Origin of the sequence: Paenibacillus sp. PK4536 (genome assembly GCF_028594455.2) — a bacterium.
Classification (GTDB): domain Bacteria; phylum Bacillota; class Bacilli; order Paenibacillales; family Paenibacillaceae; genus Saccharibacillus; species Saccharibacillus nuruki.
Window position 1 is genome coordinate 4063474 of record NZ_CP126313.1, and the last position, 15272, is coordinate 4078745.

Here is a 15272-nt window from a genome sequence, read left to right on the forward strand (position 1 = left end):
ATAGTAGATGTATGTTTATTTTTTACATTATTTTATATCTTCTACTTCTATTCTAGTTTATTATCCTTCTGATTAGAATAGGTAAACGATTTAAGTCACTAACCACAATTATTACCCGTATTTGCTCCAGTTGAAAAGACCTTTCTACGCAATTAGGGGAACAAAGAATTGGTTAATGAAAAAATTTTACAATAAACTTGTTTCAACCAATATCTTTCAAGGTTATAAATTATTACATCATCATGAGCGTTGTCACTATACAGTTGGAGGGAAAAGTTAATGAAAAATCAAAAGTGTGTTGCTATGTTGCTGGCCGGAGGAGAAGGGCGCAGACTCGCACCACTTACATCAATTGTAGCCAAACCAGCAGTTCCGTTTGGCGGAGACTTCAAGATTATTGATTTTCCTCTCAGTAATTGCGTGAATTCAGGCATTGATACGATCGGTGTACTGACGCAATATGAAGCAGCATCGCTTCATGACCATATCGATCAAGGGGATGCTTGGTCCACATCCGATCTTCAAATGAACATCTCTCTGTTGTCTTCTGAAGCAACAGGTGAATATATGGGAACAGCCGATGCGATCACGAAAAATATCGCTTACCTTGATGCGCTTAATCCTGAAAATGTTTTGATTCTTTCAGGCGATCATATTTATCACATGGATTACAGTGATATGATTAACTACCATCAAGAACATAATGCTATGGCAACTATTTCTGTTATGGAAGTTCCATGGGAAGAAGCAAGTCGCTTTGGTGTGATGAGTACTGACTCTTCAATGAATATTACCAAATTCTCTGAAAAGCCTGCTCAACCAGAAAGTAATCTAGCTTCTATGGGTATCTACGTATTTAACTGGCAATACCTTAGACGTCATCTAATCGAAGATGCAGTCAAAGCAGATTCTAATCATGATTTTGGTAAAGATATTATTCCGCAAATGTTGGCAGAACACCAAATCGTGGTAGCTTACGAATTCCAAGGGTACTGGAGAGACGTAGGTACAATCGATAGCTTATGGGAAGCGCATATGGATATTTTAAGTCAAGATCAACAGTTTGAACTTAAAAATGAAGCTTGGCCGATGTTCTCACCTAGTTTAAATGCTACAAATACGATCGCTCATGAACGTCAAGTCCCTCAATGTTCTATGGTTAGCAATCAAGCGGTATTAGAAGGCGATGTACAACGTTCTGTTGTATTTAACAATGCTGAAATCGGTAAGTTTGCCGATGTTCGTCACAGTGTAATTATGCCAGGTGCAATTGTAGGCAAAAATGCTCGTGTAGAATATGCGATTGTCGCTGAAGGGGCAGTGATCAAAGAAGGTGCAGTCATCAAAGGTACTGCTGATGATATCAAAGTTGTTGCTCCTTACGAGATTATCCATGCTAAACCTGTTGTTCGTACACAACCTGCTCGCTTACTTCAAGAAGTTTATGATAAATCCACTAGATTGCGTGCGGGCGGATTATAATTTATTACATCCTTTTGGTAAATATAGATCATTCAATGATGATCATTACGATATACAACGTATAGAATAAATAAAAAGCGGTAGCCTTATGGCTCCGCTTTTTATTTTGCTATTACAATGCTTTCCACTCGTGTTCGAGTATACTCATCTCGTATACACTGTAATACTGACCGTTTAACCAAGAAGAATCGCGCATTAATCCTTCTTTACTAAATCCACAAGACTCATACAATTGAATCGCTGATCCATTATAATCATACACACCTAAAGTGATACGATGCATTCCTAAAGTATCAAAACCAATCCGTAATAGCTCTTGAATCATTTGTCGCCCGTAGCCTTTCCCTCTCGCTTCAGGATCACCGACTAATAATTTGGATATACGTGCAGACCGGTTACTACGATCTATTTTACTTAACGCTACATGCCCTATTTTACGATTTGTCATGCGATCTACAGCTATATAGATCAACTGATCTGAAAATCGTGGATGATTCGATCCTTTTATATGAGCATTAAGATCATCTTGATCTAGCGGATACTCCCAGCCTGATCCACTCCATTGTTGTAGAAACACAGCATCTCCCGACCATTCTAACAACTGATCGAAATCTTTTTCCAGAAAATACTCTAACCGAATCTGATAATCTTTGGCAGGCGCAAGCTTTTCATAAAGACTAGCTAGGCGACCTTTTACCTCATGTGTACCCATATAACGAAAATCTTGACTTTGATAAAAGCGATTCAAAGTAGGTAAATGCGCCATGCAATCTAGGCGAAGCCCTTTTTTACCCGAACTGTGTGCATAATCACTAGCCCACTGAATAGCAATAGCTCCTAGCCCTACACTGCGAAAATCTTGATGTACCGTTAAACGATGCAAATAAAAGTAATCTTCATCATTCAGCTGTTGCCAGTACTCCAGATCGCCTGCTTGTAAAGTAAACATAGCGGCTGGTTGCTCTGCCATGTATAGAATAAACACTTCTCGTTCTAGAAAATAGCTATGAATCAACTCAGGAGTAAACATTTCCTTTTTCCATTGTTCTATGCCTTTAGACTCCATCCACTCTGCTGCATTCACTAACAAAGAGGTTACCTGTTCAGCATGTTGCTGATTTGCTTTAATAATACGAAGCGGCAAATCGTTAACTTGAGGTTGCTGTAATGTCAAATGGTGATCCCCCTTGTTTAGTCTGTTTTAGGTTAGTTGTAGTATTTCTTGCTGTTTGGTTAATGGAAGTTCTATCATAACTGTGGTGCCTTTTTCGATCTCACTATCAATATACATTTCACCATTATGCAATTGTACAATTTGCTGTGTAATCGCAAGCCCTAAGCCTGTTCCGCCCCGGTTCGGATTCACCTGGAAGAAGCGATCTTTTACTTTTTCCAAATGTTCCTGACTAATACCGATTCCTGCATCTTGAATCGATATTCGTACACGTTCAGGGGAGACTTCTGTAAGCATAATAAAGATTGTAGATTCTTCCGGTGAGAATTTGATCGCATTATCGACAATATTTAGAAAAACTTGCTTTAGACGGTTACCATCGGCTTGTACTATAAAAGGACGAGCACCGGGTTCTAACTTCAGTTGGATTTTTTTCTGCTCTGCTTTTGCCCAGACATTAAGCATCGTCTCTTGCAATACTTCTTTAAGATTAACTTCCCCGATCACCATTTTCATCTGATTTTGTTGCAATTTAGAGAAATCAAGCATTTCTTCTACTAATCCAATCAGACGATCAGTTTCTTTGGAAATAATGCTCATCCCAAGCTTAGTCTCTTCTGGATCAAATCCACCTGAGACTAGCGTTTCACTCCAACCTTTAATCCCGGTAAGCGGTGTTCGCAATTCATGGGAGATCGAAGAGATAAAGTCGTCTTTAATCTGATTACTGCGAATAATTTCTTCAGCCATATAATTCAGTGTTGAAGCAAGCTCACCAATTTCATGAGGATAGTTCCCCTTGATTCGGGCGTTAAAGTCTCCTTTTGCCATCAATGTCGAGACACCAATAATATTGTTCAGCGGTCGTACAATTGAATTAGCCAGCCCTAAGCTTACAACCAGTACAATGATCAAGACTGCGGCTCCAACGCCTACAGCAACCATTGTAATCGTTAATAACTTCTGATTAACACGCTCTAGTGAAGTAACATAACGAACCAGATAATTATCACCATTCACTTGAATTTGTCTTGTAACCGCCATAACATTTTCACCTGTGCCAGCTTGCTTCCCAATCCAACGTCCAGTAGAGCCTGCTAATGCTTGCGGGATATCACCGGTCTGAATTGGCTTATCGACTCTAAAGTTGGTTGAGTTCTGCAACACATTTCCCTGTGTATCCAGCAATTGAACTTCAACCGTATCACCTAGCTCATAACGTTGAATAATTTCTTGATATTTCACAGGGCTAGACTGATCACTGATATAATTCTGTGGTACATCTGTCGAACTATTCAAATAATTGTAAATACTGTCGTAATAATACGTGCGCATAGAAAACAGAAATACCAATTCTACCAAGAGCAACGCCAGAAATACTACAATAAAGTAATGTAGAACAATCTGGCGGCTAATGCCTTTTTTGATCATTAGGACTCCCGGCCTCTCCATTTATAACCATGTCCCCACACTGTTTGCAGGAATTCAGGTTCAGACGGATTGTTTTCGATTTTTTGACGCAAACGACGAATATTTACATCTACAATTTTGGGATCACCCATATATTCTTTGCCCCATACATGATCTAAAAGTAAATCACGACTAAGCGGTGTATTTTCTTTTTCTAGGAAAAATTGAACCAATGAGAACTCGGTAGGTGTCAATTCGATTTGTTGCCCTTTTTTCTTGAACTGTTTGGAGATAAGATCCAAAGTGAAAGGTCCTGATTCAAACGATACTTTGGTATTGGATTCACGTTGTACATTCACACGACGTAACAAAGATTGAATACGAGCGATCAATTCTGTTGGGCTAAATGGCTTGCTAATATGATCATCTGCACCTACAGATAAAGCATAGACTTTATCCTGCTCTTGAACTTTAGCTGTTAGGAATACAATCCCAATCCGTTCATTTTTTTCACGAATACGGCGGCAGACTTCGAATCCGTCGATCCCCGGAACCATGACATCTAGTAAAGCAATATCGATATCCGGTACCGTTTCTAACATATGCAGCGCTTGTTCCCCGTTCTCAGTCTCAATCACTTCAAATCCATTGCGCTTTAAGTTAATAATAATAAAACTACGGATTGACTCTTCATCTTCCATAATTAACACTTTACTCATAAAAAAAGCCCCCTCAATTCAATATCAGATTATTTTTTGTATTTTGCCAAAGTGCAATGTATTGATCATTAGAGTTGGTAATAAGCTCCCAATCTTTACTCGCTTGGTTGGCCCATTGGGTTGAAGTGAAGAAGCGTACTTCAGCTACTTTTTCTCCCGTATCTTTTAAAATAAAACGTAAATCTTGATCTTTATTAGACTTGGTATCGAGCGTAATCTTATCATTCCATTCTGGCGCAAATTTGAGTACAAATCGTCCCGAATCATCTCGATATTGCTGACTGACTAATTTCAGACCATTATCTCCATCCCATTGATAATAATACGTAAAGTATGGAATTTCGCTAGGCTCAATATTTTCCCAGCCTAATGGAATTTGTAGCATTCCAATTTCCAATAATCCATCTCCATTAACATCATCACTATAGATCAGAGAGTCTTTGAATGTAGCCGCTCTGCCTAAAGGGAATACATCTCGAAGCTTATTATTTTCCATAATAATGAGGTGTGTGAATCCAGAGGAGATCCCTAGTAATTGATCCATAATAATACCATTCTGGTCTTTAGACACTTTGCCAGATACTACATTATAGAATCCTAAAGTAATCGTTGAATCCAGATCAATCGAATCCACTTCTTGAAAACCGTCTTTGTAGCGGAAATTAGTAATCGTCAAATAACTGTTACGACTCATATACATCGTCGTTAGATCATCAATGCCATCACCATTCATATCTAATATCTCATAATAAGTGTATGGCTTTTTATCTACAATATTCAACTCACCTTTGTCATAACTATAAATAACTAGATTTTTCTGCATGCTATCTACGCCACTATTGATCGTATTAATCGCATTCGAATAACCGACGATCAGGTCTTTATGACCATCATGAGTAATATCTTTGATTTCTACACTTTCTAGCACATATCCTTGACCTTCAATATCTCTTTTCTTAATCCAATCAGAACCCGACTGTTCAAAAATCATTCCGTTAATTCGCGCATCTGACGTGGTGTAGAAAGCGATAGCTTCCATTTTGCCGTCTCCATCTAGATCTGCTTGTTGAATCCAATCGTTAGCATTCCCATTTTTGGGATTGGCAAGTTTGGCTCCCGGAGGTAATGCTGCTTGGATGGTGCTACTTAATGTCTGTTTATCCGAAGGAAGCTGTGGCAACTGCATAAGCCCTTTCGGATCTGAAATGAGTTCACAACCACTCAACAAGATCAGTAATGTAGTGACTGTCGCCAAGCGCACCCATAGATTCCATTTCAATAGTATCACTCTTTTCATTAACTAAATCTGTTATAACAATCGACGTTCTGCACTGGTCAATCGTCTACCTTTAATATCAAAAGCAATATGTCCTTCTTGTAATCCAATAATACGAGTTGCATATTTTTCTGCTAACTCTAATGGAATCACTGTAATGATCGTGACTCGTTCACTACTACATAGCGCGCGAAGTGTTTTGATGACATCTTCCCCTGACTTCGGATCAAGCCCTGTAATCGGTTCATCCGCTAAAACTACTTTGACACCATGAGCAAGCGATCGTGCAATCGCTACACGCTGACGTTCCCCACCACTTAACGTACTGGCTTTCTGATGTGCTTTATCTAATAAGCCCAGACTTTCCAGTACATCCATTGCGCCCATATAATCATCGGATCGCACCATACCTGTAAGCATACGCCAGATTGGGGTTTGTCCGGCTTGCCCGATCAACACATTTTTGAGCGCTGTTCGGTCAGGATGAAGTTGAGGGCTTTGTTCAACATATGCCCATTCACGCGATATTTTGCGTTTACCGCTAAAGCCTGCTTTCATAATATCGATATCACCGACCTGAAAACTACCATCTGTCCATGATTCTTTCATTGCCAGACATTTAAGTAATGTACTTTTACCACTACCGCTCGGTCCCAAAATAGCGATCATTTCACCGTGTTGAATTTCTAGGTTAATCCGATCCAATACTTTGGTTTTATGTTCACCGACCGTTTTTGTAAGATTCTCTATTTTGATCATCGACATCTATTATGAGCCGCCCTTCTCTATCTAGTGATTGCTTAAGACTTATTCGTGTTTACTATCATCTGTATATACGTGAATACTGTTTGAGTGTTGAGGTGTAGCCATCACTTATTAGTTTAGGGGAAAAAGCACAGAAATGCCATCTACGGCACCGGATTATTTCGATTTTTCTTTAAATATAAAACCTGTTGCTGCAAAAATCATATAACAACCACCCAAAACCCAAAATAAACTAGCTGTTGAGCCCATCTCGATTCCTTTTCCGCCTAGCGCCGGTCCAATAATACTTCCTGCATTAAAATGGAACGAAGCTAAGACATTAGCTGCCGGCAAATACATTTTGGGTAACATATCTGCGGCATAAGCAAGTCCAAGTGAAAAGAAAGAACCGATCAGACCTCCAGCCAATGCAAAAATAGCTGCAATAGCGATCATATTTGTTTCTGCCATCGGAACGAATAAAAACAACAATCCGCCTAGCCCTCCACATATCATAAGCATTTTTTTGCGTCCATAGCGATCGCTTAATATTCCCAAAGGAAGTTGAAGAATCAATCCTCCGATACCGATAAAAGGAAGTAAGAAGGCGATATCCCCTGTGGAAAAGCCGACTCGTAATCCATAGACAGGGAAATTGCTATTCATTGCCGCTTCCATATATCCGTATAGAAATGCTGGGATAAGTGCATACCATGCCCAGCTATAACTTTTAACAAAACGGCGTTGTGCAGGTTCGTTGGTTGCTGTTTTTTCAGGAGTTCCATTCGGTAACTTCCAGATCACCAGAATAACTACGATTAGAAATAATCCAGCAAGTAAAAGAAACGGTGCATAGATACCCCAATCTAACAATTTAATACCAAGTGGTCCAATACTGAATCCTATACCATACGACATCCCGTATATCGAAAGGTTACGTCCTCTATGTTCAGACGGCGTGACCATAAGTACCCATAATTGAGCAGAATAATGAACAGCACTATCTCCGATACCGACTAATAACCGAAGCACGAACCAGAAGGCGATACTTGGGTATACTGGAAATAGAGGCAAAGTGATAAGGACTAACAATAATCCTCCTAGCATTAACTTTTTAAATCCTAAAACGCCTAACAATCGTTCTGCAACCAGTGTCATACCGAATGAACCGATATACAATACTGCGGCATTCAATCCATTTAATGTGGAAGAAACGCCCATTTTTTCTAGAAAAATAGCCAGTACAGGTAATAACATTCCCTGACTAATCCCTGCTACTATAATAGCAATAATCAAAATAGCAAAATGAATTTTGGATACAGAATGAATCGATTGCGAATGTTGGGACGATGTTTTGAGCACGACGGTTCCTCCAATTATGTAATGAAACAAGATGTAAATGAATCATAAAATCTTTTTTTTGCGAAATACCATCCGAACATTATAGTAGACAATGTATAAGTAAACAAGCCATAATAACAGGACGATAACCGATGGTATAACTTGATATTAGACGTACAAACAGGTTATATTGTTACACTATGTTGAATCTAAAATCAGATTCATTTATTGTTGAATAGATACTATTTGGGAGGGTTCTGGTTTCATGAGCTATGACGTGAAAATAGATGTGTCTCCGATCTACGATTTACTAGGAAGTTTTATGGTCTATGTGACCAAAAAATGGATTCGTGATATCGATCTGGGTTCAGAATGGATCAGAGACATCGACAACCAACTAAGCCCTGGAGTACGCTCTGCTATACTGGAAGCTTCTTCGTGGCCTTTTGATGATTTTGATGTATTGTATGCCTGGGCAAGCTGTCGTCATGCCGACGGTTCTGTTCGTGATTTTTTAGATCATTTAGAGAATGCACCTGAAGATGAAATGTGGAATGAGATTCATGAACTGCTCCCGGCTATGACATTAATTGATACAAGACGGATCCAGACCAGTTATGCTCCACTGTTAAAATTATGGTATGAGCATTATTTTCATCATATGGAAGCTGAAATTCTTGAATTGATAACAGAAGACGCTAAAGAGAAAAAAGGGTTGCTGGATAAAATGGACCCTACAGCTCTGATTGAATATGCTTCAGGCGGCTTAGTGGTAGATCCTTTCCCTGAACTGAACACGGTGATCTTATTCCCTACTGTACACAATCGTCCGATCAATACGTATTGCTTCTATGAAGGTGTATTATTGATTCAATATCCGGTTGATGTACCTGAACAAGACGAAGAAGATCCACCAAATGTGTTGCTCCGTATGACACGAGCATTATCTGATCCAGAACGTCTGCGTATGCTGCGCTATATTGGCGGTGAACCGCGTTCTCTGCAAGATATGGCTCACTATCTATTACAACCGCAAGAATCGCTTATGCATCATCTGATGATGCTTAGAGTGGCAGGCTTATTACGTATCCACCTCGGTAGAGGCGATATTGAACGTTTTAGTATTCGACAGGACGGTGCTTCTGAGCTTCAACTGTTCCTCGAATCGTATATCCGTATTTAAGGAGTGACTCACATGAAAGATATCAGACATCAGCACCTTATCTTTGATATGGATGATACGCTGATCCATTGTAACAAATATTTCAATCTTATTTTAGACGAATTTATTAGCTTATTATCAGAATGGTTTAACAATCACGACATCACTATGGAAGCGATTCGGCAAAAGCAGATCGAAATTGATGTAGCTGGCGTTCACAGAGTCGGATTTGCTAGTGAACATTTTCCCAAATCATTAGTCGAAACGTATCATCATTTCAGTGAATTATTTGGACGACCTATTAACGAAAAAGAAGAAACTCAATTGCGTTTACTCGGCAATAGCGTCTATGAGAAAGAAGTCGAACCTTATCCGGGTATGGTTGAAACGCTAGAGATTCTTCAACAAGCAGGACACACCTTATATCTTTATACCGGTGGCGAAACGGTGATTCAACAACGTAAGATTGATCAGATGAAATTAACCTCTTATTTCGAATCCCGTATCTTTATTCGTCAACACAAAAATATTCATGCGCTCGAAGAAATTATTAATTCTCATGTACTTCCACGTCAGGATACTTGGATGATCGGTAATTCTTTACGTTCTGATGTTCAGCCGGCTCTACATGCTTCATTGAATACGATCTATCTCAAACAATCTCATGAATGGGCTTATGACGTTGTTCAACTTCAGCATGAAGATGATCTTCCGTTCTATACCATATCGCAATTGATTGAAGTACCTCAAGTTATTCATGACAGTTTAACTCAACAGCAAAAGAAACGGACTTCGGGTTAACTCCCGGTCCGTTTTTTTATGTGTACATAGCTTATTCCTACAAAATAAATCTTAGATTTATTTCACAGCTTCTACGATTAATTTGCCTGATTCTTGATCCACTAACTTGATCCGTCCTTTATGTGTTTCATTGCCTTTTTTGAAAGCAAGTGCTTGAGTCTCACCTTTTTGCAATAACGTTTTGAGCATAGATACCGATATTTTTTTACCGGCAAATTCTTTCCAGATCACAAAAGTACATCCTTTTTTGAAATGCGAGCAACCGTACCCTTTGCGTCCTTCAATAATTTGTCCACCACAATTAGCATTAGGGCATGTCCCTAGTGCGGTATGTTCTCCAGCTGCTCCCATCGATACAGTTGCTGTCGCTGAACGTGCTGTTGATGGAGTTTTATTAGACGGTGACTTGGTAGTGGCTTGGTTAGCAGTACTACTTTTACTACGATTGGTTGTACCTGTACTTCCTTTGCTTGAAGCCGTCTTTGTCGATGTTGATGAACGTTTACCTTTACTGTTAGAACGGGAATCATCGCCAAATCGCCCAGCAATCGCAGGGGTCTGTGTTTTTACTTTTTCAATCACAGAAGCGGCAAATTTCTTAACACTTTCCAAAAACCGATCAGAGTCTGCTTCTCCACGTGAAATCTGGTTCAGTCGACGTTCCCATTGACCTGTCATTTCTGGAGAAGTCAGTAGTTCCACTCCAGCAGCACGAATCAATTCAATAGCGGCTCGACCTTTCAATGTTAACTCCATCTTTTTGCCTTGTGTGTTGATATATCCAACTTGCTTTAATCGTTCAATCGTTGCCGCTCGCGTTGCAGGTGTACCCAGACCCGATTCTTTCATCGCATCACGCAATTCTTCATTTTCAATCTGCTTCCCCGCACTTTCCATCGCTTTGAGCAATGTACCTTCGGTATAGTGCTTGGGCGGTTGAGTTGCTTTCTCTTTCACTTCTGCTTTGCTACATTGCACAGATTGCTGATCATTGATGACAAATGGCTCTTGAACTTCTTCTTCAGGTTCTTCTTCTTTACCATTTTCACCTTTGCTTGCAGACTTGCTTGAAGATTTGGATTTATCTTTATCCGGCAATGTGGCTTTCCAACCTAGAAATAGTAGTTCTTTTACCGCTGTTTTGAATGTTTCCTGTTCTACCGTTGTCATTACAGTATGATGCTTGTATTCAGCAGGTGGATAAAATTGAGCTAGAAAACGACGTACAATCAGATCATACAATTGCTGTTCTTCTTTGCTAAGGGTGCCCGGCTTTTTTAATGTCGGCAAAATAGCATGGTGATCTTCTACTTTGGATGGATTACAGACTGCTTTATTGTTTATATGCACTCGTTTACCTTCTGCGCCTTCTGCTAATTGTTCATACGTTGTATTTTTGAGCATACCGAGCACTTTATGCATCCCATCAATATTCTGCTCTGTTACATAATTAGAATTGGTACGTGGATAGCTGATCACTTTATGTTTTTCATATAGAGCTTGCGCGGTATCCAATGTTTTTTTAGCAGAGTAACCAAACTTGGCATTCGCATCCCGTTGTAACAACGTTAGATCATACAATTTGTATGGATACTCTTTACTTTCACGAATATCGTATTTGGTGATACGACCTTCTTTACCTTTTACTTTATCTACAATCGCTTGTCCCTTAGCTTGATCAGTAATACGATCGCCTTGCCAGACTCCAGTGTAACTTTTATCTGCTTGCTTAAACGTAGCGCGTACTTCATAAAACGTTTGCGAATCAAACGCTTCGATTTCTTTTTGCCGATCATAGATTAGCGCTAATACAGGCGTCTGTACACGTCCAACAGATAATAGATTATTATGCTTGATCGTAAATGCACGCGAAGCATTCATACCGATCAACCAGTCTGCTTCACTACGTGCTCTGGCTGCACGAGTTAAATTGTCAAATTCTTGTCCATCTTTTAATTCAACAAACCCTTTGCGAATACTTTCTGGTGTCAGATCAGATATCCATAAGCGCTTGACAGGCTGTGTAAGCTTCAATTGACGCTGGATTAACGCAAATATATGTTGCCCTTCCCGTCCGGCATCACAGGCGTTTACAATGCGGTCACAGCGCTTGGCTAATTCTCCGATCGTATTCAATTGATCTTTGGTTCTTGGGTTAGGTACTATTTTGAATTGTTCTGGAATAATAGGCAGATCGCCGAAGTTCCACTTTTTATATTTGGGATCATACGCATCCGGTTCGGCTAGCCCTATTAAATGACCGATTGCCCATGTAATAATATATTGTTCCCCTTCCAGATATGTACGGTGATTGCGTGCTTTAGGCTCCATCACAGCAGCAATATTCCGTCCCATATCTGGTTTTTCTGCTACGATTAATATTTTCATTTCGTTCATTCCTTTCCGGGAATGGATTGCATCTTAGCGGCAAAAAGGGACCACACCCTGGAGTGTAGCCCCCTTGCCCACGTACTTGCTATTGCTATTTATTATACCATAGCCTTATTGAAATTTCGATTGAAGTTTTAGACTTCTCTTTTGAGCTTAGACCGATATTTGAAATCAAGATTAGCAAGTTAAATACAATAAAAGCTAGGGTACGCCAGCAATATCTTTGGCACACCCTAGCTTTTATTATGATCTATAACGACGATATTAATCGATTGTGACCATGCTAATAGTACATATCACTTTATCGATTCTAATTAGACCAGAACTGTAGAACCCATCAAATATTTATCCACTTCACGCGCAGCTTCGCGTCCTTCATTGATCGCCCATACCACTAGACTTTGACCACGACGCATATCACCAGCAGCAAATACTTTCTCTACATTGGTATTGTATTTACCATAACGTGCTTTAACATTTGTCCAGCGATCTGTTGCCAGACCCAGCTGTTCAGGCAATGTTTGTTCAGGACCATCAAATCCGATAGCAATAAGCGCAAGTTCCGCAGGGAATACTTTTTCAGTACCCAGGATAGGTTGATAGATTTTGCGACCTGTTTCATCTACAATCCGTTGAATTTGAATCGTGTGTAACTCTTTCAAGTTACCATTTTCGTCTCCAACAAATTTAGTCGTCATGATTGAGAATTCGCGTGGATCACTACCAAATATCGCTTTTGCTTCTTCTTGTGCATAATCCAGTGTGTATACATTAGGGAACTGTGGCCAAGGATTGCTAATTGGATCACGTTCGAGTGGTGCTTTATCATGAGTACCGAACTGAGTTACTGTACTGCAACCATGACGGACAGAAGTAGCCACACAGTCAGAACCTGTATCACCGCCACCGATTACAATCACGTTTTTATCTTGAGCGGATAAGTAATTACCATCTTCAAGATTGCTATCAAGGAAACTTTTGATTGAACCGTTTAGGAAATCCATTGCATAGACAACGCCATTAAGTTCACTACCTTCAATATTGAATTCACGCGGTTTCGTTGCACCGCCGCAAAGTATCACTGCATCATACTCATCAACTAATTGTTGTGCAGGAATATCTTTCCCGATTTCAGTACCTGTAATAAATTCAATACCTTCTGCTATCAAGAGATCCACACGACGTTGAACAATACCTTTATCTAATTTCATCGTTGGAATACCATAAGTCAATAATCCACCGACACGATCAGAACGCTCATAGACGGTTACCGAATGACCTGCTTTGTTTAATTGTGCTGCACATGCCAGACCGGCTGGACCTGATCCGATAACCGCTACACGACGACCTGTACGTTTTTCAGGTGGTTGTGGAACAACCCAACCTTCTTCAAAACCTTTTTCGATAATCGCTTCTTCAATCGTTTTGATCGTTACCGGTTGTCCGATCAGACCTACCGTACAAGAGCCTTCGCACGGTGCTGGACAGATACGCCCTGTAAATTCAGGAAAATTATTTGTTTTGTGTAGACGCTCTAATGCTTCTCTCCACAATCCACGATACACCAAGTTATTCCATTCAGGAATCAAGTTATGAACCGGACAACCAAAAGTTCCACCTGCCATATCCATTCCTGTGTGACAGTAAGGCGTTCCACAATCCATACATCTAGCTCCTTGTGTACGAAGCTCATCTTCTGCCATATGTTTGTGGAACTCTTGCCAATCTTTTACGCGTTCAAGCGGATTGCGATCCGCGGGAATTTGTCTTTTGTATTCCATGAATCCAGTTGGTGTAGACATTTTAACATTTCCCCCATCCGTTCTGTCACTGCTGAGCCTGTGTTACAGATATTGTATGATATTCAAAGCTGGTTTCTTTCTGTATTTAGCTTACCTTGGATACATCTACAATCTTTGGAATTCTACATTTTACTTACAATAAGTTTATTTTCTAGATTATCATTCACACAAATGAATACCAAATGGATTATGCGCATGATTGTTTGTACTTTTTACATAGAGATTACACCGTGATGAAACATCTTGCAAGCATATTTCTGTTATTTTCCTACTTTTTCAAGCTTATATTTAGACTGTTTGCTAACATTTAAGCTGAAAATAAGTACTCATTCCTATGCTATACGTATACTTGTAAAGATAACTCATTTTTTATTTTCGCATAAATATCTCATAAAATGATTAAATATGCAAATATTCTTCAAATCGATAATCGTAATCATTTTTCTCATCGCGAATACCTTTAGTGATTGAGGCTTGTTGCCACTGAGACCAATCCACTTCTGGAAAATAAGTATCTCCTGCAAAATCATGATCAATTTTTGTAATCAGCAGACGATCTGCATACTGCAAAAACTGCTCATAGATCGTGGAGCCACCAATCACCATCAATTCATTGTCTTGTCCTGCCAGTTGTATCGCTTCTTCTACAGAATAAACTACTTCAGCATCTGTAGCTGTAAACTCCTGACTACGTGTAATAATAATATTGCGACGATTAGGTAGTGGCTTCCCACCAAACGATTCCCACGTTTTACGACCCATAACGACTGTCTTATGCTGGGTTTGTTGTTTAAAATAAGCCATATCACGAGGCAATCGCCATGGCAAATCATTATCTTTTCCAATCACTCCGTTACTTGCTTGTGCCCATATCATTGTAATTGTCATCGCTTGTGCATCCTCCATTTATCCAGAATACTATTCAGACCAATTTATACTGTATCATATCATCAAAATGAATCATTGGCAT

The 15272-nt window shown here is 39.6% G+C and carries 12 protein-coding genes; 3 read left to right on the forward strand and 9 right to left on the reverse strand.

Annotation, left to right across the window (positions count from 1 at the left end; all coding sequences use genetic code 11):
* Positions 1-279 precede the first annotated feature (279 nt).
* A complete protein-coding gene (locus tag PO903_RS17975; RefSeq protein WP_273594185.1) occupies positions 280-1482 on the forward strand; it encodes a glucose-1-phosphate adenylyltransferase in 1203 nt (400 codons plus the stop codon).
* A gap of 112 nt (positions 1483-1594) precedes the next feature.
* Here PO903_RS17975 and PO903_RS17980 read toward each other — a convergent pair whose 3' ends face one another.
* The 6 genes from PO903_RS17980 to PO903_RS18005 form a co-directional block, all read right to left on the reverse strand.
* Positions 1595-2656: a GNAT family N-acetyltransferase gene (locus PO903_RS17980; RefSeq protein WP_273594186.1), complete on the reverse strand. Its 1062-nt coding sequence runs from the start codon at positions 2654-2656 to the stop codon at positions 1595-1597.
* Positions 2657-2683: 27 nt separating this feature from the next.
* Positions 2684-4087 carry a sensor histidine kinase gene (locus PO903_RS17985; RefSeq protein ID WP_069325953.1) on the reverse strand — a complete coding sequence of 468 codons (1404 nt, stop codon included), beginning with the start codon at positions 4085-4087 and terminating at the stop codon, positions 2684-2686.
* Positions 4087-4785: a response regulator transcription factor gene (locus tag PO903_RS17990; protein WP_069325954.1), complete on the reverse strand. Its 699-nt coding sequence runs from the start codon at positions 4783-4785 to the stop codon at positions 4087-4089. Before PO903_RS17990 ends, PO903_RS17985 begins: the two co-directional genes overlap by 1 nt.
* Positions 4786-4798: 13 nt before the next feature.
* Positions 4799-6064 carry a hypothetical protein gene (locus PO903_RS17995; RefSeq protein WP_083243302.1) on the reverse strand — a complete coding sequence of 422 codons (1266 nt, stop codon included), beginning with the start codon at positions 6062-6064 and terminating at the stop codon, positions 4799-4801.
* Positions 6065-6094: 30 nt separating this feature from the next.
* Positions 6095-6820, reverse strand: coding sequence for a phosphonate ABC transporter ATP-binding protein (locus tag PO903_RS18000; RefSeq protein ID WP_137222010.1), 726 nt, complete (start codon positions 6818-6820; stop codon positions 6095-6097).
* A gap of 162 nt (positions 6821-6982) precedes the next feature.
* Entirely contained in the window at positions 6983-8167 is a 1185-nt protein-coding gene (locus PO903_RS18005) for an MFS transporter (RefSeq protein WP_350339074.1), read from the reverse strand.
* Between the two features lie 244 nt (positions 8168-8411).
* On the opposite strand from PO903_RS18005, the gene PO903_RS18010 reads away from it, so the two are divergent.
* On the forward strand, positions 8412-9329 hold the full coding sequence (locus PO903_RS18010) for a winged helix-turn-helix domain-containing protein (protein WP_069325956.1): 918 nt from the start codon (positions 8412-8414) through the stop codon (positions 9327-9329).
* Between the two features lie 12 nt (positions 9330-9341).
* Positions 9342-10109: an HAD family hydrolase gene (locus PO903_RS18015; protein WP_069325957.1), complete on the forward strand. Its 768-nt coding sequence runs from the start codon at positions 9342-9344 to the stop codon at positions 10107-10109.
* A gap of 57 nt (positions 10110-10166) precedes the next feature.
* On the opposite strand, the gene PO903_RS18020 is transcribed toward PO903_RS18015, so the two are convergent.
* The 3 genes from PO903_RS18020 to PO903_RS18030 form a co-directional block, all read right to left on the reverse strand.
* The gene (locus PO903_RS18020; protein WP_273594187.1) at positions 10167-12497 is read right to left on the reverse strand and encodes a type IA DNA topoisomerase; all 2331 of its coding nucleotides are present in this window, start codon (positions 12495-12497) and stop codon (positions 10167-10169) included.
* Positions 12498-12814: 317 nt separating this feature from the next.
* Positions 12815-14302, reverse strand: coding sequence for a glutamate synthase subunit beta (locus PO903_RS18025; RefSeq protein WP_273594188.1), 1488 nt, complete (start codon positions 14300-14302; stop codon positions 12815-12817).
* Positions 14303-14701: 399 nt separating this feature from the next.
* Positions 14702-15190: a dihydrofolate reductase gene (locus PO903_RS18030; protein ID WP_273594189.1), complete on the reverse strand. Its 489-nt coding sequence runs from the start codon at positions 15188-15190 to the stop codon at positions 14702-14704.
* Positions 15191-15272: the final 82 nt, after the last annotated feature.

Bases quoted from the DNA above. Each gene is read 5' to 3' on its own strand.
- PO903_RS17975 (WP_273594185.1), top strand. From the start codon at position 280: ATGAAAAATCAAAAGTGTGTTGCTATGTTGCTGGCCGGAGGAGAAGGG.
- PO903_RS17985 (WP_069325953.1), bottom strand. From the start codon at position 4,087: ATGATCAAAAAAGGCATTAGCCGCCAGATTGTTCTACATTACTTTATT.
- PO903_RS17990 (WP_069325954.1), bottom strand. From the start codon at position 4,785: ATGAGTAAAGTGTTAATTATGGAAGATGAAGAGTCAATCCGTAGTTTT.
- PO903_RS18000 (WP_137222010.1), bottom strand. From the start codon at position 6,820: ATGATCAAAATAGAGAATCTTACAAAAACGGTCGGTGAACATAAAACC.
- PO903_RS18010 (WP_069325956.1), top strand. From the start codon at position 8,412: ATGAGCTATGACGTGAAAATAGATGTGTCTCCGATCTACGATTTACTA.
- PO903_RS18015 (WP_069325957.1), top strand. From the start codon at position 9,342: ATGAAAGATATCAGACATCAGCACCTTATCTTTGATATGGATGATACG.
- PO903_RS18020 (WP_273594187.1), bottom strand. From the start codon at position 12,497: ATGAAAATATTAATCGTAGCAGAAAAACCAGATATGGGACGGAATATT.
- PO903_RS18025 (WP_273594188.1), bottom strand. From the start codon at position 14,302: ATGTCTACACCAACTGGATTCATGGAATACAAAAGACAAATTCCCGCG.
- PO903_RS18030 (WP_273594189.1), bottom strand. From the start codon at position 15,190: ATGACAATTACAATGATATGGGCACAAGCAAGTAACGGAGTGATTGGA.